The sequence below is a fragment of the Streptomyces sp. NPDC049040 genome (genome assembly GCF_043197715.1).
Lineage (GTDB): Bacteria > Actinomycetota > Actinomycetes > Streptomycetales > Streptomycetaceae > Actinacidiphila.
This window is the reverse complement of record NZ_JBICTO010000027.1, coordinates 63,476-85,772: the sequence shown is the minus strand read 5'-3', so window position 1 is coordinate 85,772 and position 22,297 is coordinate 63,476. Positions and strand designations below refer to the sequence as shown.

The window sequence follows — 22,297 nt, the reverse complement described above, 5'->3', positions numbered from 1 at the left end:
GCGGGCCAGTGGTTCTGCCTGGTGCCGGTAGCCGGTGTTGTAGTGGGCCTGGCCGCAGCAGGTCTGCCCGGCGGGGAAGTCCACCTCCACACCCAGCCGCTCCAGCAGCGTGACCACCGCACGCCCGGTACCCGGATACAGCACGTCGTTCAGGCAGGTGAGGAACAGTGCGACCCGCATCGGGGCTCCCTCGGTTCGTTCGGTCGGGGCAGCGGTCTCCGGCGGACTGCTCACCGGTCGGAGCCAGGGACGAGGGGACGTCGCGCGCCCGCGGCGAGCCGCCTCTCGGCGGCTTCCCACACGCGGCCGTCGCCCTGCGGCCGGTAGTGACGCAACTGCTGTGTGTCCGCGACGAGTTGCCGCATCTCCGCGAGGTCGCCGACCAGTCCGCGGGTGCGGGCCTGTACCAGGATGTTGCCGATCGCGGTGGCCTCGGTCGGGCCGGCGACCACCGGCAAGCCGGTGGCGTCGGAGGTCAGTTGGCAGAGCAGTGCGTTGCGGCTGCCGCCCCCGACGATGTGGACGCGGGTGATCTCCCGGCCGGCGAGTTCCGCGGCCCGGCGCAGCACCCGGCGGTGCGCCAGGGCGAGGCTGTCCAGCACGCAGCGGATCACCGCGCCCGGCTCGGTCGGCGGCCGGCTGCCGGTGTGGACGCTGTGCTCGGCGATGGCCGCGGGCATGTCGGAGGGGGCGAGGAATTCCGGCGCGTCGGCGTCGATCAGTGCCGCAAGCGGCTCCGCCTGTGCGGCCGCGGCGAGCAGAGCGGACAGGTCGAGCGGCCGGCCGCGTGCGGCCCAGGTGCGACGGCACTCCTCGATCAGCCACATGCCCATGATGTTGCGCAGGTAGCGAACGGTGCCGTCGATGCCGCGCTCATTGGTGAAGTTGGCCGCCCGCGACTCCTCCGTGAGCACGGGCGCGTCCAGTTCGAGGCCAGCGAGGGACCACGTACCGCAGGAGATGTACGCGCCACCCGAGCCGGTGACCGGAACCGCCGCGACAGCCGACGCCGTGTCGTGGGAGGCGACGGCGACGACTGGCGTATCGGACGGCAGCCCCGTGGCTGCGGCGACGTGCGGCAGCAGGGCGCCGGCCGGCGTACCGGGTTCCCGCAGGGGCGGCAGCAGGCCCGCGTCGAGCCCGATGGCCGCCGCGATGTCCTGCGACCAGCCACCGGTCCGCGCGTCGAGCAGACCGGTGGTGGAGGCGTTGGTGACCTCGGCGGCGACGGTGCCGGTCAACCAGTACGTCAGCAGGTCGGGAATCAGCAACAGCGTGCGGGCGGCCTCCAGTTGCGCCGACCCCCGGGCTGCCGCCAGCTGGAAGACGGTGTTGAAGGGCAGGTGCTGGATCCCGGTGGTCCCGTAGAGCCGCGGTGCGCCGACCTGTTCGCGAACCTGCTCGGCCAGGTCCCGGGTGCGGTCGTCCCGGTAGTGGTGGGGCAGGCCGAGCAAGGCGCCGTCCGCGTCGAGCAGTCCGTAGTCCACCGCCCAGGTGTCGATGCCGACCGACGCGATCCGGCCCGTCCTGCCGGCCGATCGCAGGCCTTCGACCACGCCCTGGAAGAGCCCCGGCACATTCCAGTGCAACCCGGTGGGCAGCCGCAGCGGGGTGTTCGGGAAGCGGTGGACCTCGGTGAGGTCCAGGCTGCCCCGGCCCAGCGCGCCGACGATCACCCGGCCGCTCGTCGCCCCGATGTCCACCGCGGCGAAGGCGGACGGGTCGGTGGAATAGGGCGGCGTGGTCGAGGTCACGGGACATTCCTTGATCGGCGGACGGGCGAGCGGACGGGCGAGCGAACGGGCGACGGGCGAGCGGACGGACGGGCGGGCGAGCGGACGGACGGGCCACAGGGCGACGGGGCAAGCAGGCAGGCGGTGGGCGACCGGCCCGGGAGGACCGGTCGCCCGGACGGGCAGGGGGGCGCCCCAGGAGGGGGCCGCACGGCGGCGGTGGGCATGCGGTGGTGGCCCACCGCCGGCGGCGGCCCGGGTCAGCGCAGGAACGCCGCGGCGACTCCGGCGTCCACGGGGATGTGCAGGCCGGTGGTGTGGGTGAGGTCGCCGCCGGTGAGGGCGAAGACCGCGTTCGCCACGTGCTCGGGGAGCACTTCCCGCTTGAGCAGGGTGCGCTGGGCGTAGAACTCGCCGAGCTTGGACTCCTCGACCCCGTAGACGGCGGCGCGCTTGGCGCCCCAGCCCGCGGCGAAAATGCCGGAGCCGCGGACGACGCCGTCGGGGTTGATGCCGTTGACCCGGATGCCGTGCTCGCCCAACTCCGCGGCCAGCAGGCGCACCTGGTGGGCCTGATCGGCTTTGGTGGCGGAGTAGGCGATGTTGTTGGGTCCCGCGAAGACGGCGTTCTTGGAGGCGATGTAGATGATGTCGCCGCCGAGTCCCTGCTCGGTCATCACCCGGGCCGCCTCGCGGGAGACGAGGAAGGAGCCGCGGGCCATGATGCGGTGCTGCAGGTCCCAGTCGGCCGCGGTGGTCTCCAGCAGCGGCTTGGAGATGGAGATGCCGGCGTTGTTGACGACCAGGTCCACCCCGCCGAAGGCGAGCATCGCCTGCTCGAAGGCGGCGGCTATCTGCTCCTCGTCGGTGACGTCGACGGTCACGGCGACCGCCTTGTCCCGGCCGCCCAGTTCCTCGGCGACCGCCGCGGCATTGGCGGCGTTCAGGTCGGCGACGACGACGCAGGCGCCTTCGGCGACGAGCCGGTGCGCGATGGCCTTGCCGATACCGGATCCCGCGCCGGTGACCAGCGCGATCCTGGTCGCCAGCGGCTTGGGCGCGGGCATCCGGCGCAGTTTCGCCTCCTCCAGCTCCCAGTACTCGATGCGGAATTTCTCCGCTTCCTCGATGGGCTGGTAGGTGGAGACGGCTTCGGCGCCGCGCATCACGTTGATCGCGTTGAGGTAGAACTCGCCGGCGACCCGGGCGGTCTGCTTGTCCTTGCCGAAGCTGAACATGCCCACGCCCGGGACGAGCACGATCGCCGGGTCCGCGCCGCGCATCGCGGGGGAGTCGGGCGAGGCGTGCCGCTGGTAGTAGGCGGCGTAGTCGGTGCGGTAGCCGGCGTGCAGTTCGCGCAGCCGGGTGGCGGCCTGCTCCAGGGGTGCGCCGGGCGGCAGGTCGAGGACCAGGGGGCGGACCTTGGTGCGCAGGAAGTGGTCGGGGCAGGACGTGCCGAGGGCGGCGAGCCGCTGGTGCTCGGTGCGGGAGAGGAAGTCCAGGACTTCGGGTGTGTCGGTGAAGTGGCCGACCTGGGGCCGGTCGGCGGAGGCGATGGCGCGGACGAGCGGGGCCAGAGCGGCGGCGCGGGAGCGGCGTTCTGCCTCGGGGAGCGGTCCGTGTCCTGCGAGCAGCGGGCCGAAGGGTTCTGCCTTGCCGTGGTCGGCGAGGTAGGTCTCGGCGGTGCGGATGATGTGGAGGGCGTTGGCCTCGCACTCGGCCGAGGTGTCGCCCCAGGCGGTGATGCCGTGCCCGCCGAGTACACAGCCGATGGCCTGGGGGTTGGCCTGCTTGATCGCGGCGATGTCCAGGCCGAGTTGGAAGCCGGGGCGGCGCCAGGGCACCCAGACCACCGTGTCGCCGAAGCATTGCGCGGTGAGCTTCTCGCCGTCGGCCGCGCAGGCCAGGGCGATCCCGGAGTCGGGGTGGAGGTGGTCCACGTGGGGTGCGTCGACAAGGCCGTGCATGGCGGTGTCGATGGAGGGTGCGGCGCCGCCCTTGCCGTGCAGGCAGTAGTCGAAGGCCGCGACCATCTCGTCCTCGCGGTCCACCCCGGGGTAGACCTGGGTCAGTGCACGCAGCCGGTCCAGGCGCAGGACGGCGAGGCCGCCCTCGGTGAGGGTGCCCAGGTCGCCGCCCGAGCCCTTGACCCACATCAGCTCGGTGTCGGCGCCGGTGACCGGGTCGGGCGCGGTGCCCTTGGCGGAGGTGTTGCCGCCCGCGTAGTTGGTGTTGCGCGGGTCCGAGCCCAGCCGGTTCGAGCGCTCCAGCAGCTCGCCGACCGTGCTCGGCTCGGAGTGGGGAACGGAAGCCATGGGTGCAGTCCTTTGCGGTTCTGGTGGGATGCGGGCGGTGCGGGCGGTGCGACCGGCGGACGGAGCCGTGACAGGCCCGGTGGCGTGGGCCGAACGGTGCGTACGGCCGCCGGGACCGGCCGTCAGGACGAGCCGCAGGGGGCGGCCGGCAGCCCCGACCGGCCGCGGGCCGGGTCGGCTCAGGCGCCCCAGCCGGCCTGTTCGCCGCCGACACGGCCGGTGACGATCCGCTGCTGCCAGCCGGAAGCGCGGTAGGCGGCCATCGGGTCGGGGTGCAGGCCCGTCTCCTCGCGTATCGAGGCGAGCAGCGGGCGTACGTCGGTGTTGTAGGCGTCCATCAGCACCGCGTTGGCCTCCAGCACGTCGCCCGAGGCCTGGGCCGCGGCGAGGGCGCCACCGTCGACCAGCAGCGCCTTGGCGGTGGCCTCCTGGACGTTCATCACCGAGCGGATGATCGCCGGGATCTTCGCCTCGATGTTGTGGCACTGGTCGAGCATGAAGGCCACGCCCGTCTCGGGTTCGAGGCCGCCGTTCTTGACGACCTCGTACAGGATCCGGAAGAGCTGGAAGGGGTCGGCCGCGCCCACCATCAGGTCGTCGTCGGCGTAGAAGCGGGAGTTGAAGTCGAAGCCGCCGAGCTTGCCCTCGCGCAGCAGGAAGGCCACGATGAACTCGATGTTCGTGCCCGGCGCGTGGTGCCCGGTGTCCACCACGACCTGCGCCTTGGGGCCGAGCTTGAGGCAGTGGGCGTACGAGGTGCCCCAGTCCGGGACGTCGGTGGCGTAGAAGGCCGGCTCGAAGAGCTTGTACTCCAGCAGCATCCGCTGGTGGTCGCCCAGCCGCTCGTAGACCGCGGCCAGCGCCTCGGCCAGCCGGTCCTGCCGGGCGGAGATGTCGTCCTGGCCCGGGTAGTTGGTGCCGTCGGAGAACCACAGCTTCAGGTCGCGCGACCCGGTGGCGTCCATGATGTCGACGCACTCCAGCAGATGGCCCAGCGCCTTGCGCCGAACCGCCGGATCGGGGTTGGTCACCGAGCCGAGCTTGTAGTCGTCGTCCTGGAAGACGTTGGAGTTGATCGCGCCCAGCGTCAGCCCGCGCTCCTCGGCGTGCGCGCGCAGGTCCGCGTAGTCCTCGACCCGGTCCCACGGGATGTGCAGCGCCACCACCGGGGCCACACCGGTCGCCGCCTGCACCTGCGCGGCGTCGTCCAGCTTCTCGTACGGGTCGCGGGGCACGCCTTCCTGCCGGAACACCTTGAAGCGGGTACCGGAGTTGCCGTACGCCCACGACGGGGTCTCGATCCGCTGGGACTTCAGCGCCGCCCGGACGGCCGACTGATCTGTCATGGCAACCTCTGTGAATCGTTTCATTTAGCGGACACCGTAGTGGCGGGGACAACTTCTGTCAATGACTCGTGGACCAATGAAAAGGTTCACGTGACGGCTCCGGGCTGCGCCGCCCTTCGCGCCGGTCGGCGCGCGGGGTGCGGCCGAGCCGTTCCGGCGAACCCTGTCCGGCTCCCGCCGGAGAGCGTCGGGTGTGCTTCCCGGGGAACCGGAGGCGAAGTGCGGGGTCGTCAGGGGTGGGGGTGGCCTGTGGGGTCAGGGAGAGTCGGAACGGTCCCGGCGTCGGTGCCGGAGGGCCGCGTGATGGTGGCGCAGAACCGTGGGCGTTATTGAATCGTGTCACGGCACAATATACGCTGCTTGCCCTCGACTTCACCCCCTCCGGGTGAACCCACTGAGCGGCGGGCCCACGTTTGTTCGGCTCCGGAACCCTTGACGGTCTCTCCGTGCGGGGCTAACGTCCCGGCAGTTCCGTTGAAACATTTCACCCCCCATTGTTTCTCGGCCGGGAGACTCAGGAGACACCCATGACCGATCCCGCACCGGAACGGACTCCGGTTCTCGCCCTGGAGGGGGTGAGCAAGTCCTTCGGGGCCGTACGGGCGCTGCGCGAGGTGTCGCTGGAGTTGTACGCGGGGGAGGCGCACGCCCTGGCGGGTGAGAACGGCGCGGGCAAGTCGACGTTGATCAAGACCCTGGCCGGAGTGCACCGGCCGGACTCCGGACGCGTGCTGCTCGACGGCGCTCCCGTGGTCTTCCACGGTCCGGCCGACGCCAGGGACGCCGGGGTGGCCGTCATCTACCAGGAGCCGACGCTCTTCCCCGACCTCTCGGTCGCCGAGAACATCTTCGTCGGCCGCCAGCCGCGCAGGTCGCTTGGCCGGGTGGACCACCAGGCGGTCAGGAGAGCCGCCGCGGGCCTTTTCGACCGGCTCGGCGTCGACCTCGACCCGGACCGGGCCGCGCGCGGCCTGTCCATCGCCGACCAACAGCTGGTGGAGATCGCCAAGGCGCTGTCCTTCGACGCCCGGGTGCTGATCATGGACGAGCCCACCGCGGCGCTGACCGGCAGCGAGGTGGCCCGGCTGTTCGGCGTGGTCAGGGCGCTGCGCGAGGGCGGTGCCGCGGTGCTGTTCATCTCGCACCGGCTGGAGGAGGTCTTCGCGCTCTGCCAGCACGTCACGATCCTGCGGGACGGCGGCTGGATCGGCAGCGGACCGGTCGGCGGGCTCACCGAGGACGAACTGGTCCGCCGGATGGTCGGCCGCGACCTCGACGAGCTGTACCCCAAGCAGGACACGAAGACCGGCGAGGTCGCGCTCAGCGTCAGCCGGCTCACCCGCGAAGGGGTCTTCACCGACGTCTCCTTCGAGGTGCGGCGCGGCGAGATCGTCGGCCTCGCGGGGCTCGTCGGGGCGGGCCGCAGCGAGGTCGCCCGCGCGGTCTTCGGCGTCGACCGCTGGGACGCCGGCGAGGTGCGGGTCGACGGCAGGAAGCTCAGGTCCGGGGCGCCGAGCCTGGCGATGAAGGCCGGGCTGGCGCTGGTCCCCGAGGACCGCAGGGCACAGGGCCTGGTGATGGGGATGTCCGTCGAACGCAACATCAACCTCACCGGTCTCGGCAAGACCAGCCGCGCCGGTGTGATGAACCGCGGCGCGGAACGCAGCAGGGCCGTCGACTGGGCGGTGCGCCTCCAGGTGAAGTACGCCAGGCTCGCCGATGCCGTGGGCACCCTGTCAGGTGGCAACCAGCAGAAGGTCGTGCTGGCGAAGTGGCTGGCAACGGCCCCCGGGGTGCTGATCGTGGACGAGCCGACCCGCGGTATCGACGTCGGCACCAAGGCCGAGGTGCACCGGCTGCTGTCCCGGCTGGCGGCCGACGGGGTGGCGGTGCTGATGATCTCCTCCGACCTGCCGGAGGTCCTGGGCATGGCCGACCGGATCCTGGTCATGCACGAGGGCCGGCTGGTCGCCGAGATCCCCCGCGCGGACGCCACGGAGGAGTCGGTGATGGCCGCCGCCACCGGCCGTGGCAGGAGCGCCGCATGACCATGACCGCGAAACCCGCGCCCGCCGCCGCACCTTCGGGAGCCGCGGCCACCGGCAGCCTGCTGGACCGGGTGCTGAAGGTCAGGGAACTGGCGATCCTGGCCGTCCTGGTACTGCTGCTGCTGGCCACCCAGCTGGACAACAGCGCCTTCCTGTCCGAGCAGGGCATCAAGGACCTGCTGCTCAACGCGACGATCCTGGTGCTCGTCGGGGTCGGCCAGGCCACAGTGGTGATCACCAGGAACGTCGACCTCTCGGTCGGCTCCACGCTGGGCATCACCGCCTTCGCGGCCGGCGAGTTCCTGCGCGGCGGCGGCAACCCCCTGGTCGCCGTACTGATCGCGGTGGCCCTCGGCGCAGGATTCGGCGTCGTCAACGGCCTGCTGGTCAGCCTCGGCCAGGTGCCGGCCCTGGTGGTCACCCTCGGCACCCTCTACATCATCCGCGGCCTGGACTCCATCTGGTTCGGCTCCGAGCAGATCACCGCCGCCGACCTCCCTTCGGGCTTCGTCGGCTTCGGGCACAACGGCTGGGGCGCGCTGCCGTACCTCGCCGTGCTGACCGCGGTGGTGCTCGCCGCCGCCGCGTACTACCTGCGCGGCTACCGCAGCGGCCGGGACATGTACGCACTCGGTTCGAGCCCGGAGGCCGCCAGGCTGGCCGGTGTGCCGGTACGCAAACGCATCCTGACCGCGTACGTCCTGTGCGGGGCGCTGGCGGGCCTGGCGGGCGCGCTCTACCTCGCGCGGTTCGGCAACGTCGACTCCGGCACCGGCTCCGGCTACGAACTGACCGTGGTCAGCGCGGTCGTGGTGGGCGGTGTCGCCTTCACCGGCGGCTCCGGCAGCCTCTACGGCGCCGCGCTCGGAGCACTGCTGCTGACGTCCATCAACAGCGTCCTGCCCTCCATCGGCGTCAGCTCCGTCTGGGTCCAGGCCATCGACGGCATCCTCCTGCTGCTCGCCATCGCCGTGGACCGGGTGGTCGCACTGCGGGTCGCGGCAGTGCTCCGCAAGCGGGCCGCACAGACAAGGAGCGCCCACCATGACTGACCCCACCACACCCGGCTCCCGGTCCCGGACGCGGGACGCGCTGCGCTGGGACACCGCCGTCGGCGCACTGCTCGTCGTGCTGCTGTCGTGCTCCTTCGCCTTCGTCGACAACTTCGGCAACGCGCTCAACCTGTCGTTCCTGATCGGCAACACCCTCCCGATCGCGCTCATCGCGCTGCCCATGACCATGCTCGTCGTCTCCGGCGAGATCGACCTGTCCGTCGGCTCCACCGCGGGACTGGCCGGCGCGGTCATGGGCCGGCTGTGGAACGCAGGTATGGCCATCGAGACGATCATCCCGTTGTGCGTGCTGCTCGGCGTGGTCTGCGGACTGGTCAACGGCCTGCTGGTGACCAGGCTCGGGCTTCCCTCGCTCGCCGTCACCATCGGCACCCTGGCCGCCTACCGCGGCATCGCGCAGATCGTGCTGGGCTCCGACTCGGTGACCGACTTCCCGCAGAACTACCTGGACTTCGGCTCCGGCCGGATCGGCGGCACCTTCATCCCGCAGGCCGCCGTGCCGTGGGGGGTCCTGCTCGTCGTCGCGGTGCTGGTGCTGCACGCCACCCCGTTCGGGCGCTCGCTGTTCGCCGTCGGCGCCTCGGAGGAGGCCGCCAGATTCGCCGGGGTCCGGGTCAGGCGGGCGAAGCTCTCGATGTTCGTCGCCACCGGCACGGTCTCCGCGCTGACCGGCGTGTTCTGGGCACTGCACTACGCCAGCGCCCGCTACGACAACGCCACAGGACTCGAACTGTCCGTCATCGCCGCCGTGCTGCTCGGCGGCATCGACTTCGACGGCGGCAAGGGCACCCTCGGCGGCGCGATCGCCGGTGTCTTCCTGCTCGGCGCACTGCAGAACGTGATGAGCCTGGTCAACGTCTCCGCCCAGTCCCAGACCCTGATCACCGGTGTGCTGCTGGTGGTCTCCGTCCTCGCCCCGAGGGTCGCCCGCCAGGTCGGCCAGGCCCGCGCCCGGCGCAGACCGGCCGCGGCGCCGCCCCCCGCCGTAATCGCCGGCACCTGAGCCGGTCCGGCCCCGGCACCCGACGCGAGGCCGGACCCCGTCCGCACAACCGCCGTCCCACCACCTCCGGCAGCCCGTGCGCAGCCCGCCGAACCGCGGTCCCACCCGATCAGCCGGACGATCTCCGGTCACCCCTGCCGTGCTGCGGCAGCGAAAGGAAGCCCGCATGTCCATGAGAACCGCCCCCGCCCGTCGTATCGCGGCCGCGGTCGCCGTCGTCAGCGTCGTCGCGCTGGGGACCGCCGCCTGCGGCGGGACCACCAAGAAGTCCGGCGCGGACGGCAGTTCCGCGCCCGCGGCCGCGCCGACGGCGTCGGCCGACCCGAGCGCGTCGGTCAAGAAGGGCCTGACGATCGCGTATCTGCCCAAGGCGGTGAACAACCCGTACTTCACCATCTCCGACGGCGGCGGCAAGAAGGTCGTCGAGGCGGCGGGCTCCACGTACAAGGAGGTCGGCACCAGCAGCGGTACGGACACCGCGGGCCAGGTCTCCTACGTCAACACCCTCACGCAGCAGCAGGTCGACGCCATCGCGGTGTCCGCGCAGGACCCCGGCGCCCTGTGCACCGCCCTGAACCAGGCGCGCAAGAACGGCGTCAAGGTCGTCACCTACGACTCCGACACCAAGGCCGGCTGCCGTGACGTCTTCGTCTCGCAGGCCGGTTCGGAGGATCTGGGCCGTACCGAGGTGCAGCTGATCGCCCAGCAGATCGGCAACAAGGGCCAGATCGCCATCCTGTCCGCCGCCCAGACCGCCACCAACCAGAACACCTGGATCGGCTTCATGAAGGACGAGCTGAAGAAGCCCGAGTACAAGGACATCCAGCTGGTCAAGGTGGCCTACGGCAACGACGACGCGCAGCAGTCCTTCCAGCAGACCCAGGGCCTGCTCCAGCAGTACCCGAACCTGAAGGGGATCATCTCCCCGACCACGGTCGGCATCAAGGCCGCGGCGCAGTACCTGAGCGGTTCGAAGTACAAGGGCAAGGTCCGGCTCACCGGCCTCGGCACCCCCAACGACATGCGGGCGTACGTCACCGACGGCACCGTGCAGTCCTTCGAGCTGTGGGACCCCGCCAAGCTCGGCGCGCTGGCCGCCCACACCGCCATCGCGCTGGCGTCCGGCCAGATCAGCGGGGCCCCCGGGCAGACCTACACCGCGGGCGACATGGGCAGCTTCACCATCGGCCAGGACAGCACGGTGGTGCTCGGGAAGCCGACCGGCTTCGACAAGTCCAACATCGGCCAGTACGACTTCTGAGCCCGGCAGGACCCCGCGACCGACCCGCACCACCGGCGAAGCGCCGGCCCGCCCCGAGCGGGCCGGCGGCCGGGAAAGGAAGAGGCAACCCTGATGAAACGCGTCTGCTTTCTGCTCAAAGTCCGACAGGAGCGACTGGCCGAGTACCGCGAGCGGCACGCCGAGGTGTGGCCGGAGATGCAGGCCGCGCTGACCGCGACAGGCTGGCACAATTACTCACTCTTCCTGCGGGACGACGGCCTGCTCGTCGGCTACCTGGAGACGGCGGATTTCGACCGGGCGCGGGCCGCGATGGACCGGACCGAGGTCAATGCGCGCTGGCAGGCGGAGATGTCGGGCTTCTTCGAAGAATTGGACGGCGTCGCGCCTGATGCGGCTATGGTTCCGCTCAGCGAGGTCTTCCATCTCGCGTGAAGTCCACCGGAATCGTTTGCGGAGCGACGGCGGAGGCGAGCGGTGAAGCGATTCATTCCTCGGGTCCTGATGATCTGTTGAATCAGCGCCCTGTTCTGCGGTGCAGAGCCGGTCTCATATGATTGAATAGGTTCAATTGGCAGGTCGGGGGAGACCCCGCGGAGCGCCGGTCCCTGCATGCGGGACCCGGCGGTGGCAGCGGGACGGAGCGTGGCATCCATGGTGGGTATCAAAGACGTGGCGCGGCAGGCCGGCGTCTCGGTGGGCACCGTCTCCAATGTGATCAACCGGCCCGACCTGGTGGCCGAGGAGACCAGGACGCGCGTGCAGTCGGTCATCGCCAGGCTCGGCTACGTCCGCAGCGAGTCCGCCCGCCAGCTCAGAGCGGGTGCCAGCCGCATCATGTCGCTGCTGGTGCTGGACATGGGCAACCCCTTCTTCGTGGCCGTCGCCTCCGGTGCCGAGCGCACCGCGCGGGCGGCCGGGCTCGGGGTGATGGTCTGCAACAGCGCGCAGAGCATCAGCGAGGAGCTGGAGTACCTCTCGCTCTTCGCCGAGCAGCGGGTCCGCGGCGTCCTGGTGACGCCGGCCGACCCGACCGGCCGGAGCCTCGACGGCCTGCGCAGCCAGGGCATCCCCTTCGTCCTCGTCGACCGCGTCTCGGCGGACCCGTCGGTCTGCTCGGTGTCGGTGGACGACGTGGCGGGCGGCCGGCTCGCGGTGCAGCACCTCATCACGGCCGGCCACCGGGCGATCGTCTACGTCGGAGGCCCGCCCGAGGTGACCCAGGTGCACGACCGCAAGGCGGGCGCGCTGGCCGCGCTGGCCGAGGCCGGGCTGCCCGCCGAGTCGCTGACCGAGATCTCGGCGGAGCGCCTCGACGTCGCGGCCGGCCGGGACGCGGGCTCGCGGCTGCTGGGCCTCGGCAACCGCCCCACCGCGGTCTTCTGCGCGAACGACCTGCTGGCGCTCGGGGTGCTCCAGGCGATGTTCGCGGCCCGGATCAGCGTCCCCGACGAGATGGCGATCGTCGGCTACGACGACATCGAATTCGCCGCGGCGGCCGCTGTCCCGCTCACCTCGGTCCGCCAGCCGGCCGTCTCCATGGGCCGCCTCGCCGCGGAGATGCTGCTGGAGGAGACGGTCGGCGACCCGGCCGCGCACCGGCACCGGCAGACGGTGCTGCAACCGGAACTCGTCGTCCGCGGCTCCAGTCTCCCCGGCCGCTGACGGCGCCGCGGACTCCCGACCGTACGACGCACGGCCCGCCGGCGGCTACGCCGACGCCTGCCTGACGGCCTCCGCCACCTCGGCCGGCGATCCGTGCCACGGGGCGCCGTGGCCTGGCAGCACCCAGGAGGCCTGGAGCGCGGCGAGCCGTTCGAGCGAGGCCAGCGACTCGGCCGGGTCGTCGGTGAACGGGGCGGGCTGCGGGCCCCCGCGGCCGGTCAGTACGTGCCTGGTGGTCAGCGCGTCCCCGACGAAGACGGCGTCGGCGAGCGGCACGTGCACCGCGACGCTCCCCGGGGAGTGGCCGGGCATCGGCACGATCACCGGGTTGCCCGGGAGGTCGAGGACCTGGCCGTCGGAGACCTCCACCACTTCGCGGACATGGGCGGTGCGCAGGCCGTTCTTGCGCAGGCCGTACCAGAAGAAGCCGAGTGCGGGGCCGATCCGCATGGGTCCTGCCGCGGTCTTGGGCTTCTCGCCCGTGCGGGTGCGGACGGCGTCGGCGGCGTGCACATGGATCGGCACCCCGTGCTCGCGGCGCAGCCGCTCGGCGAAGCCGATGTGGTCGGAGTCCCCGTGGGTGAGCACGAGTCCCTTGATGTCTTCCGCGGACTTGCCCAGCGAGCGGAGCTCGCGCTGCAGGTCGCGCCAGTGGCCGGGGAGGCCGGCGTCGATGAGCGTGATGCCCTCTGGGGTGTCGACGAGGTAGCACGCCACCACGTCGTTGCCGAGGCGGTGGAGGTGCGGAGCGAGCTTCATGGGTCCCTTTCCGAGGGTGCCGTGGGGGCCGGGCGGCTACGATGGCTACGATACGTAGGCTTGATGGCTATGGGCAATAGCTTTTGGGAAGGGGCGGAAGAGGTGCCGACTCCCGAGAAGACCTCACTGGGTGCGATCGTCGCCGCGGGCCGGGAGGCCCTGGAGATGGGCGGCCCGCAGGGACTGACGATGCAGAGCGTCGCCACCCGTGTCGGGGTGCGCGCGCCGTCCCTCTACAAGCACGTCCGCGACCGTGCGGCGCTGCTGGCCGCCGTGGCGGACGACGCCCTCGACGAGCTGGTCGCCCGGCTCGAGGCGACCGACGGCTCGCTCGAGGAGGGGATACGTGAATACCGCAGGTTCGCCCAGGGCCACCCCGAGGCCTTCCGGCTTACGCAGTCCGGCGTCGCGTCGCAGGAGGCGCTCGCCCGCGCGGTGGCCCCGATCCTGCGGGCGTCAGGGGAGCTCGTGGGCGAGCGGGACCAGCTGGAGGCCGCTCGGCTGGTGACCGCGTGGGCGGTCGGCTTCATCGGGATGGAGCTGGGCGGCGCGTTCCGGCTCGGGGGCGACGTCGACCGGTCCTTCGAGTACGGCCTCGCTGCGATCCGCAGCGCCCTCGCGGCAGGCGGCCCCGGGGACGGGCTCAGCGGCTGACCGTCAGGTCCTCCCGCACGCCGGCGGTCCGCGGCTCGTCGCGCTGCAGAGCGATCAGTGCCATGTCGTCGTCGAGGCCCGCGGGGGCATGCGCCCGCAGATCACTGGTCAGGGCCTGCACGAGCGGCCCCGGGCGGTGCCCGGTCCAGGCGGCGGCCCGCTCCAAGAGCGGGTAGAAGGCACCCTTGTCGTCCCGCGCCTCGGTGACTCCGTCGGTGTACAGCAGCAGCCGGTCGCCCGCGGCGAAGGGGAAGGTGGTCGGGCCGTAGCCGCTGTCCGCCAGCGCGCCCAGGCCCAGCGGCGGCGCGGGATTGGCCGCGTCCAGCGAGGTGACGGCGCCCTCGTGGAAGAGCAGCGGCGGCAGGTGCCCGCAGCTGACCACGTGCACGCTGGGCTCGTCGTCCGGGATCTCGATGATCGCCGCCGTGACGAACCGCTCCGCGGCATCCGTGTGAGCGGGTGTCTCCCAGCGCTCGTTGAGGCCCCAGCGGACACTGCCCTCAAGCGAGGCGACCAGCTCGGGCAGCGGCGACTGGCGGTGCGCCGCGGCGCGGAAGGCGCCCAGGACCAGCTCGCTGTCGGCGATGGACCCCAGACCCTTGCCGCGGACGTCGCCGATGAGCAGCCGGGTGGAGTCGGCGGTGCGGGCCACCGCGTACAGATCGCCGCCGACGGGGGTGCCGAAGTCGGCCGCCCGGTAGGCCGAGGCGATGGACACCGGGCCCGCACGCTGCGGCAGCGGCCGCAGGACCGCCTCCGACACCCGGCGCAGGCCCGCGAGCTCGTGGCGGCGCCGCTCCAGCACGCAGCTGACGAGCACCAGCAATACCGACAGCAGTGCCAGGGAACCCAGCTGTACGAGCACGCTCTCGGTCAGGAGCGTCATGCGCTCGACGCCGGCGACGACGAGTGCCAGGACCGCGAGTCCCGCGGTCAGGGTCGCGCGGCGGGGGCCGAGGAAGACGGCGGCCAGGGCGACAGGGAGGACCAGTGCGTGCGCGAGGTGGATGTCCGCCGGCAGGAACGAGTCCACGACCGGCACCAGGATGATGAACGCGGCCGCCACCGCGGCCCAGGCGCCCTCGCGGGCTCTCGCGGGCTCCCGCGGTGCCAGGAGCCGGTCCCGGACGTGCATACGGACTCCTCCCGGTTCCGTCGCGTCGTTGCGTCGCGACAGCGCACAACTGCCAGGAAATATTCCGAAGCCGGACATTGTGGATCCTGGGTCATGTGCCGCTGCCCGCGGGCCGCTGCGTGTCGTCGGTGCCATCCACCGCGTCGGTGTTGTCACCGAACGGCCAGCGGCGCCCTACGGCCACGTGCAGGATGACCGACAGGCCGATCGCGTTGAGTGCCGCATGCCCCACCCACTCCTCGCTGCTGGGCTCCGTCCAGTGGCGGCCGTCGGCGTAGAGCGTCAGCAGCGCGTAGAGCGCCGCCGCCACGACGAGGGTGCCCGCCAGGGTCGCCACCCGCTCCGCCACCGGGTCGAGGCAGGGCCGGAAGACCCCTTCGAAGAGCATCCCGACGATCAGGCCCGCGGCGACGAAGTTCCCGGCCGCCGCGTTGACGACGGCGGGCCCGGCGCCGCCGGGCCCGTGGGCCAGCGCGTAGGTCAGCAGCGCCCCGCCGATCACCACGATGTTCGCCGAGACGATGCGTACGGCACGGCTGGGGTGGTCCGCGAACGGCCAGCCCCTCCAGACCACGAACACCCACACCTGCCAGGCACCGATCAGGACCAGCACGGCACCGAGCTCCGGTCCCGGCACCGGGCCGCTCCGGCTGGTCAGACCGGACCCCGGGGGCGCGTCGAAGTCCACCGCCACGAAGTACAGGACGATCGCGGCGCCCCACGACACCGCGAGGGCGACGATTCCGCCGGTCAGCCGCGGCAGCCGCCGCAGCGGCCAGCCCTCGCACACCAGGGTCAGCTGCAGTACGGCCACGAAGGCACCGCCGGCGAGCGGCAGCGACGCGGGGAACAGCGGCGCATGGCCGGGCCCCGGGGTCGGGTCGAAGACGCCCACGGGATCGACGTGGCCGATGCTGAGCTGGCCGAGGAAGGCCAGAGCGATCGCCGCCGCGGCGATCAGGACGGTGTCGAGCAGGCCGGAAAGGCCGGGGTGCAGCCGTGATCCCGGCCAGTCCTCCCACCAGAAGGCCACCATCGCCAGCGCGGGAAGGGCGAAGGTGACCAGGGGCGCGAACAGCCGTACCGAGTTCGCGGCGCCGTCCGCCCCGAAGGCGAACAGCGCCGCGACCGGGACGACGAGCAGCAGCCCGGCCAGCCCGAGCCCCGGCTGCCGGGCCAGCCGCACCCGCTCGGCCCGCAGGAATTCCTGCCCCGACAGCCGGGCCGGTGTACTGATGGCCGGCCGGTCCGGCATCGCAGCGCCCGTGGAGCCGTCCATCCCGGGCGGCCGCGTCATACCCGGGTGCCCGGCGGGTCCATCACCAGTTCCGCGGCCATGGGCAGTTCGTCGACACGGCGCCCGGTGGCGTGGAAGACGGCGTTCATGAGGGCCGCCGCCACGGCGACCTGGCCGATCTCGCCGACCCCCTTGACACCGAGCGGGTTGGCGACCGGGTCGGTGACCTCCACGAACTCGATGGTGACGTCCGGTGCGTCGGCGTTGACCGGGACGAGGTATTCACCGAGGTTGCTCGAACCCCAGCGCCCGTACCGCGGGTCCATCCGATTGCCTTCGAGCAGCGCCTGGCTCAGACCCCAGAGCATGCCGCCCATGAGCTGGCTGCGGGCGAGCTTGGGATTGAGCACCCGCCCCGGGGCGAACGCGCTGACCATCCGCCGCACCCGGACCAGCCCGAGGTCGGGGTCGACGGCCACCTCCGTGAAGTGCGCGCCGAAGGTCAGCAAACCGTGCGGGGTGTCCATCGGCGGTGGCGTCCAGCTGCCGATCGCCTCCGTCATGGTGAGGTGGTGGCGCTGCATCAGCGCCGCGTAGGTCTCGCCCGCGCCCGTCCCGTCGTCCAGCGACATCCGGCTGTCGTCGACCACGACAGCGGACGGGTCCGCGCCGTGCAGGGGGGAGTCCGGGTCCTTCACCGCGGTCTCGATCAGCTGGCGGCGCAGCTCGACCGCCGCGGTGTGCACCGCGGCGCTGATCATGGAGGCGCCCATGGAGCCCACCGACGCGCTGGCGTTGGGCAGATCGGTGTCACCGGCCTCGAAGGTGACGTCGTCCATGGACATGCCCAGGCCGTCCGCCGCGACCTGCGTCATCGCGGTCGTGCCGCCGGTGCCGAACTCCTGGGTGCCGCTCTGCAGGACGGCGCTGCCGTCGGCGTAGATCCTGGCGCGAGCCTGCTGGACCGGCATGAAGAAGGCCATCGGGTAGGCGGCCACGGCCATGCCCGAGCCGATCAGCCAGTCGCCCTCCCGCCGGATACGGGGCTCAGGGTCGCGCTGCGCCCAGCCGAAGCGCTCGGCGCCGGTGCGCAGGCACTCCTCCAGGCCGTCGCTCGACCAGGCGTTGCCGTGCTCGTCCGCCGACGCGCGGTTGAGCAGCCGCAGTTCGACGGGATCCACCCCGGTGGCGTAGGCGAGCTTGTCCATCGCCACCTCGAGCGTGGTCACGCCGAGGGATTCGCCCGGCGCGCGCATGAAGGTGGGCGTCATGGTGTTGCCGCGGATCAGCCGGTGGACGCCGAGGTAGTTCTCGCAGCGGTACAGCTGGGAGGTGACGCCGGTCGCGGGCTCCGCCCAGTCGTCGAAGGGCGAGGTGACGGACAGCTTCTCGTGCCGTACCGCGGTGAGCCTGCCGTCCCGCGTCGCCCCGAGCGTGAGGCGCTGCTCCTGCTCCTCGCGGTGCCCGTGCGAGGTGTACGTCTGCGGCCGGGTCAGCGAGAGCCGCACCGGACGGCCGACCTCCCGGGCCGCCATCGCCGCGAGCGTGACATGGGGCCAGGTCATGGCCTTGCCGCCGAAGCCGCCGCCGACGAAGTGCGTGATCACCCGCACATGGGAGATCGGCATCCCCAGGTAGCGGGAGACGGTGAGCTGGCTGGCACGGATGCCCATGGTCGAGTCGTAGAGCGTCACCCGGTCCTCGTCCCACACGGCGGTGGTCGCCGAGGGCTCCAGGGTGTTGTGGTGGTTCGCCGCGTAGCGGTGTGCCACCTCGACGCGCACCGGCGCCTGGTCGAGCGCCGCCTCGACGTCACCGCGCTCGTTGCGGCCCGGCATCAGACCCCCGAACAGGGTCTCCGCCTCGTAGGCCGCGTCGCGCCCCTCGTCGATCGTCGTCGTGGAGTCGGCGCGCTCGTAGCTGACATCCAGCAGCGACGCCGCGTACTGGGCGCGCTCGTGGCTGTCGGCGACGACGATGGCCACCGGCTGGCCGGCGTAGTGCACGGTGGCGTCCTGCATCGGGAAGAACGTCTCGCCGGGCGCCGCGGAACCGAGCAGTGAGGGGAGCAGCGGCGGCTGCGAGGCGATCCTGGGCATGTTCTCGTGGGTGAGCACCGCCAGCACGCCGTCCGCGGCGGCGGCCCGCCCCGCGTCGATCGCGGTGACCCGGCCGCTGGGCACGGTGGCGCCGACGACGGCGGCGTGCGCGAGGTGCGGGAGGTCGATCTCGGCGGTGTAGCGGGCGCCTCCGGTGACCTTCGCCCGGCCGTCGACCCGGCTGATGGGCTTGCCGACCGCGGTGCTCATCGTGTCCCTCCGTCCATGGCCCGGTTCAGCCCGCGCACCATCGCCCGCTGCGCCAAGGGGACCTTGAACGCGTTGTGCGCGCGGGTGACGGCGGTTTCCAACTCGTGGGCGGCCGCGGCCGAGAACGCCTCGGGCGTCGCCGGGCCGCCGGTCAGCATGGCCTCGGCCCGGCGGGCCCGCCACGGCTTCGTACCCGCCCCGCCGAGGGCCAGCCGCACGTCGGCGACCTTCCCTTCGCGTACGTCGATCGCCGCCGCGACCGAGACCAGGGCGAACTCGTAGGACTGCCGGTCGCGGAACTTCAGGTACAGCGAGCGCTCGGCGATCGGCGCCGGCGGCACCTCGATCGCCACGATGAGCTCGCCTTGCCCCAGCGGGTGCTCCACCTCGGGTGTGTCACCCGGGAGCAGGTAGAAGTCGTCGATGGGGATGGCCCGCTCGCCGGCCGGCCCGGCGGTGTGGACGACCGCGTCGAGCGCCACCAGCGCGACGCCCACGTCGGAGGGGTGGGTGGCGATGCAGTGCTCGCTCGTGCCGAGGATCGCGTGGCCGCGGTTGAGGCCGTCGAGCGCGGAGCAGCCCGACCCCGGGGCCCGCTTGTTGCAGGGGGAGACACCGTCGCGGAAGTACGCGCACCGCACCCGCTGGCAGAGGTTCCCGCCCATGGAGGCCATGTTGCGCAACTGCTCGGAAGCGCCCAGCAGGAGCGCCTGGGCGATCATCGGGAAGTGCCGGGCGACCTCGGGGGTGCGCGCGACGTCGGTCATCCGCGCCAGCGCGCCGATCCGCAGACCGCCGTCCTGAGTGCGGTCCACCTGGCGCAGCGGGAGGGCGTTGATGTCCACCAGCAGGTCCGGGCGGTTCACGCCCAGCCTGATGAGGTCGATCTCGGTGGTGCCTCCGGCCAGGAAGGTGCTCGTGGAATCGGCGCCCACGGTGGCAATGGCGTCGTCGACGGTGCTCACCCGGGTGTAGCCGAGAGGTCGCATGGTCAGCCCCTCCCGCTCGTTTCCAGGCCAGCGTCGCGGACTTCGCGGATCGCCGCGCGGATATTCGGATAGGCCGCGCACCGGCAGAGATTTCCGCTCATGTGTTCAGCGATGTCGTCGTCCGTCGCCGCGTTTCCCTCGTCGAGCAGGGCCACCGCTGACATGATCTGCCCCGAGGTGCAGTAGCCGCACTGGAAGGCGTCGTGTTCGATGAAAGCGCGCTGCATCGGGTGGAGGCCGCCGTCGGGGGCGATGCCCTCGATCGTGGTGACCTCCTGGCCCTCGCACACCACGGCCAGCGTCAGGCAGGCCAGCACCCGGCGGCCTTCGACCCAGACCGTGCAGGCGCCGCAGGTGCCCTGGTCGCAGCCCTTCTTGGTGCCGGTGAGTTGCAGATGGTCCCGCAGGGCGTCCAGGAGACTCACCCGGGGCTCCAGATCGATCTCGTGGAGGGCACCGTTGACCTTCATGGACACCGGGGCAGGCGCTGGTCCGCTCACAGTTGGCAACTTTCCCTGCGTGATGGCGAATAGGACCCGGACGGCGAGGACCGGGGAATTCCGGCCGCCCCGGTATTCTGCGGACGGTCGGATTCCTGCTTCGGCAGCATTGTCCACGATGGGAAGTTGCGCGGCGCCCTGCGACACTTTCCGGCAGGAATTCGGCGCGCCACGGAAATGGCCGCGGCACTTCCGGTGCGCCGCCGGGGTGGTGCGGTGCGGCCCGTATCCCGCTGCGGGCCGGCGGTCCCGGGGCGACCATGGGGACAGGGGGTCGCCGCATCGAGCGAGGTGGTTCCGTGGGCCGGCCAGCGATCACCGTCAGCGGCCTGGGCAAGCGGTTCGGGTCGGTGACGGCCTTGGATTCGGTGGACTTCGACGTCGAGCCGGGCACCGTCTTCGGCCTGCTGGGGCCGAACGGGGCGGGCAAGAGCACCGCCATCCGCATCCTGACCACGATCCTGCCCCCGAGCGCCGGCCGCGCTGAGGTGCTGGGCCACGACGTCGTGCGCGAGCCCGCCACCGTACGCAGCCTGATCGGGCTCGCCGGGCAGTACGCGGCGGTGGACAGGAACCTCACGGGCCGCGAGAACCTGCGGCTGATCGGGCGGCTCACCCATGTGCGGCGCTCCCGCGTGCGCCGCCGGGCCGCGGAGCTCCTGGAGCGCTTCGAGCTGACGGAGTCCGCCGACCGGCCCGCGCGGACCTACTCCGGCGGCATGCGCAGACGCCTGGACGTCGCGGCGGCCCTGGTCCCCGACCCGCCGGTGCTCTTCCTCGACGAGCCGACCACGGGCCTGGACCCGCAGAGCCGCAAGGCGCTGTGGGAGCTGATCCGCCGGCTGGTGGCCGACGGGACGACGGTCCTGCTCACCACCCAGTACCTGGAGGAGGCCGACCAGCTCGCCTCCCGGGTCGTGGTCGTCGACCGCGGCCGGGTCATCGCCGACGGCACACCCGCACTGCTCAAGTCGCGCCTGGGCAACACCGTCATCGAGCTGGACATGGTCAGTGCCGACCGGGCCGAACGGGCGGCGGAGCTGGTGCGGGCAGGATTCGACGAGCCGCCCCGCACCGACGGCCCCCGACTCAGCCTTCTCTCCCGCGACGGCTCCCGGCCGCTCCTCGACGTGCTGCGCCGGCTGGAGTCGCAGGGCCTGGTGCCCGGCACGGTGGCGGTGCGGGAACCCAGCCTGGACGACGTCTTCCTCCAGCTGACCGGGCACTCCGGCCGGGCGGGCCCCACCGCGGCCGGCCCGTCCACCGCGGGTGCGCCGTGAGCGCCGCCCGCTCCGGCACGTACCAGGACCCCGGTGCCGCCGGCGCCCGGGGGCCGCTCACCCACGCCGCCCCGCGGCTGCTGAGCACCGCCCAGGACGGCCTGGCCGTCGCCTGGCGGAATCTGATCGGGCTGCGCAGGGTGCCCCGGCTGCTGGTCTTCTCCACCATCCAGCCGCTCGTCTTCGTGCTGATGTTCCGGTACGTGTTCGGCGGCGTGGTGGCCCCGGCGCTGCACGGGGTCGACTACGTCGACTTCCTGATCCCCGGCATCTTCGTGCAGACCGCCGTCTTCGGCGCCATGAACACCGCGATCGGCCTGGCCACCGACATGCAGACGGGCCTGATGGAACGGTTCCGGTCGCTGCCGATGGCCAGGTCCGCGGTGCTCGTCGGACGCACCACGGCCGATCTCGTACGCAACGTCTTCGTCGTGGCGATGATGACGGGCGTCGGATTCGCCATCGGTTTCCGCATCCACGCCGGTGTCCTGCCCTTCCTCGGCGGGGTGCTGCTCGTCCTGGCCTTCGGCTTGGCCATGTCGTGGATCTTCGCGGTGGTCGGCATGGCCGTGGGCGATCCGGAGACCGCCCAGGCCGCGGCCTTCCCCGTACTGGCCCCCCTGGTCTTCGCCTCCGCCGCCTTCGTCCCTGTCGACACCATGCCGGGCTGGCTCCAGGCGTTCGCCGAGCACCAGCCGGTGTCCAGGACGGCGGAGGCCGTCAGGGCCCTGGTGCTCGGCGGCCCGGCCGCCACCGACGTGTGGCAGGCACTCGCCTGGGACGCGGGCATCGTGGCGGTCTTCGCGCCGCTCGGCGTGTGGCTCTACCGCAGGGCCGTGTGACAGGGACCGGATCCCGCCCCCGGACCCGGGATCCGCCGGCCGCGGGCGGCATCGTGTCCCTGGGGAATCGGTGAAGAAAAGTCGGAGGGGAGCCGTGTCGATCCGCGGCTGCGCCGTTCGACCTAGGAGTGAGAGGGTCGAATGGCGACCCCGTTGGCAAGGAGCAGGA

At 72.1% G+C, this 22,297-nt stretch carries 19 protein-coding genes; 9 read left to right on the top strand and 10 right to left on the bottom strand.

The genetic code is table 11. The features are described from left to right. The 4 genes from ACGFMP_RS35035 to rhaI form a co-directional block, all read right to left on the bottom strand. Positions 1-180: heterodisulfide reductase-related iron-sulfur binding cluster (locus ACGFMP_RS35035; RefSeq protein ID WP_393677797.1), on the bottom strand; the 180-nt coding region annotated here is incomplete at its 3' end. 50 nt (positions 181-230) lie between these two features. Further along, entirely contained in the window at positions 231-1,754 is a 1,524-nt protein-coding gene (locus tag ACGFMP_RS35030) for a rhamnulokinase family protein (RefSeq protein WP_393677795.1), read from the bottom strand. A gap of 239 nt (positions 1,755-1,993) precedes the next feature. After that, entirely contained in the window at positions 1,994-4,048 is a 2,055-nt protein-coding gene (locus ACGFMP_RS35025; protein WP_393677793.1) for a bifunctional aldolase/short-chain dehydrogenase, read from the bottom strand. Positions 4,049-4,227: 179 nt separating this feature from the next. Next, positions 4,228-5,394 (bottom strand): L-rhamnose isomerase, encoded by a 1,167-nt coding sequence (rhaI, locus tag ACGFMP_RS35020; protein ID WP_393677791.1) that lies wholly within the window; start codon positions 5,392-5,394, stop codon positions 4,228-4,230. A 527-nt stretch (positions 5,395-5,921) separates the two neighbouring features. Here rhaI and ACGFMP_RS35015 point away from each other — a divergent pair. The 6 genes from ACGFMP_RS35015 to ACGFMP_RS34990 all read left to right on the top strand — a co-directional run bounded on the left by ACGFMP_RS35015 (position 5,922) and on the right by ACGFMP_RS34990 (position 12,423). Beyond that, complete coding sequence (locus ACGFMP_RS35015; protein WP_393677789.1) at positions 5,922-7,442, top strand: sugar ABC transporter ATP-binding protein; 1,521 nt, start codon at positions 5,922-5,924, stop codon at positions 7,440-7,442. Further along, positions 7,439-8,494, top strand: a complete 1,056-nt coding sequence (locus ACGFMP_RS35010) for an ABC transporter permease (RefSeq protein WP_393677787.1) — start codon at positions 7,439-7,441, stop codon at positions 8,492-8,494. The genes ACGFMP_RS35015 and ACGFMP_RS35010 overlap by 4 nt, the downstream gene beginning before the upstream one ends. After that, on the top strand, positions 8,487-9,518 hold the full coding sequence (locus ACGFMP_RS35005; protein ID WP_393677786.1) for an ABC transporter permease: 1,032 nt from the start codon (positions 8,487-8,489) through the stop codon (positions 9,516-9,518). Before ACGFMP_RS35010 ends, ACGFMP_RS35005 begins: the two co-directional genes overlap by 8 nt. A gap of 172 nt (positions 9,519-9,690) precedes the next feature. After that, the gene (rhaS, locus tag ACGFMP_RS35000; protein ID WP_393677806.1) at positions 9,691-10,779 is read left to right on the top strand and encodes a rhamnose ABC transporter substrate-binding protein; all 1,089 of its coding nucleotides are present in this window, start codon (positions 9,691-9,693) and stop codon (positions 10,777-10,779) included. 93 nt (positions 10,780-10,872) lie between these two features. Next, complete coding sequence (locus tag ACGFMP_RS34995; RefSeq protein ID WP_393677785.1) at positions 10,873-11,193, top strand: L-rhamnose mutarotase; 321 nt, start codon at positions 10,873-10,875, stop codon at positions 11,191-11,193. A gap of 210 nt (positions 11,194-11,403) precedes the next feature. Further along, positions 11,404-12,423, top strand: coding sequence for a LacI family DNA-binding transcriptional regulator (locus ACGFMP_RS34990; protein ID WP_393677783.1), 1,020 nt, complete (start codon positions 11,404-11,406; stop codon positions 12,421-12,423). Between the two features lie 45 nt (positions 12,424-12,468). On the opposite strand, the gene ACGFMP_RS34985 is transcribed toward ACGFMP_RS34990, so the two are convergent. Next, complete coding sequence (locus ACGFMP_RS34985) at positions 12,469-13,182, bottom strand: MBL fold metallo-hydrolase (protein ID WP_393677781.1); 714 nt, start codon at positions 13,180-13,182, stop codon at positions 12,469-12,471. A gap of 69 nt (positions 13,183-13,251) precedes the next feature. Between ACGFMP_RS34985 and ACGFMP_RS34980 the strand changes: the two genes are divergently transcribed. Further along, positions 13,252-13,836 carry a TetR/AcrR family transcriptional regulator gene (locus ACGFMP_RS34980; RefSeq protein ID WP_393677779.1) on the top strand — a complete coding sequence of 195 codons (585 nt, stop codon included), beginning with the start codon at positions 13,252-13,254 and terminating at the stop codon, positions 13,834-13,836. On the opposite strand, the gene ACGFMP_RS34975 is transcribed toward ACGFMP_RS34980, so the two are convergent. From ACGFMP_RS34975 to ACGFMP_RS34955, 5 genes are all read right to left on the bottom strand, one after another. After that, positions 13,826-14,971 (bottom strand): PP2C family protein-serine/threonine phosphatase, encoded by a 1,146-nt coding sequence (locus ACGFMP_RS34975; RefSeq protein ID WP_393677777.1) that lies wholly within the window; start codon positions 14,969-14,971, stop codon positions 13,826-13,828. The genes ACGFMP_RS34980 and ACGFMP_RS34975 overlap by 11 nt on opposite strands. Before the next feature lie 91 nt (positions 14,972-15,062). Next, entirely contained in the window at positions 15,063-16,250 is a 1,188-nt protein-coding gene (locus tag ACGFMP_RS34970) for a hypothetical protein (RefSeq protein ID WP_393677775.1), read from the bottom strand. Between the two features lie 14 nt (positions 16,251-16,264). Then, a complete protein-coding gene (locus ACGFMP_RS34965) occupies positions 16,265-18,517 on the bottom strand; it encodes a xanthine dehydrogenase family protein molybdopterin-binding subunit (RefSeq protein ID WP_393677773.1) in 2,253 nt (750 codons plus the stop codon). Beyond that, positions 18,514-19,506: an FAD binding domain-containing protein gene (locus ACGFMP_RS34960; RefSeq protein ID WP_393677771.1), complete on the bottom strand. Its 993-nt coding sequence runs from the start codon at positions 19,504-19,506 to the stop codon at positions 18,514-18,516. The genes ACGFMP_RS34965 and ACGFMP_RS34960 overlap by 4 nt, the downstream gene beginning before the upstream one ends. A 2-nt stretch (positions 19,507-19,508) precedes the next feature. Then, positions 19,509-19,976 (bottom strand): (2Fe-2S)-binding protein, encoded by a 468-nt coding sequence (locus tag ACGFMP_RS34955; protein WP_393677769.1) that lies wholly within the window; start codon positions 19,974-19,976, stop codon positions 19,509-19,511. A 329-nt stretch (positions 19,977-20,305) separates the two neighbouring features. Between ACGFMP_RS34955 and ACGFMP_RS34950 the strand changes: the two genes are divergently transcribed. Then, entirely contained in the window at positions 20,306-21,286 is a 981-nt protein-coding gene (locus tag ACGFMP_RS34950) for an ATP-binding cassette domain-containing protein (protein ID WP_393677767.1), read from the top strand. Further along, positions 21,283-22,128, top strand: a complete 846-nt coding sequence (locus ACGFMP_RS34945; protein ID WP_393677766.1) for an ABC transporter permease — start codon at positions 21,283-21,285, stop codon at positions 22,126-22,128. Before ACGFMP_RS34950 ends, ACGFMP_RS34945 begins: the two co-directional genes overlap by 4 nt. Positions 22,129-22,297 lie beyond the last annotated feature (169 nt).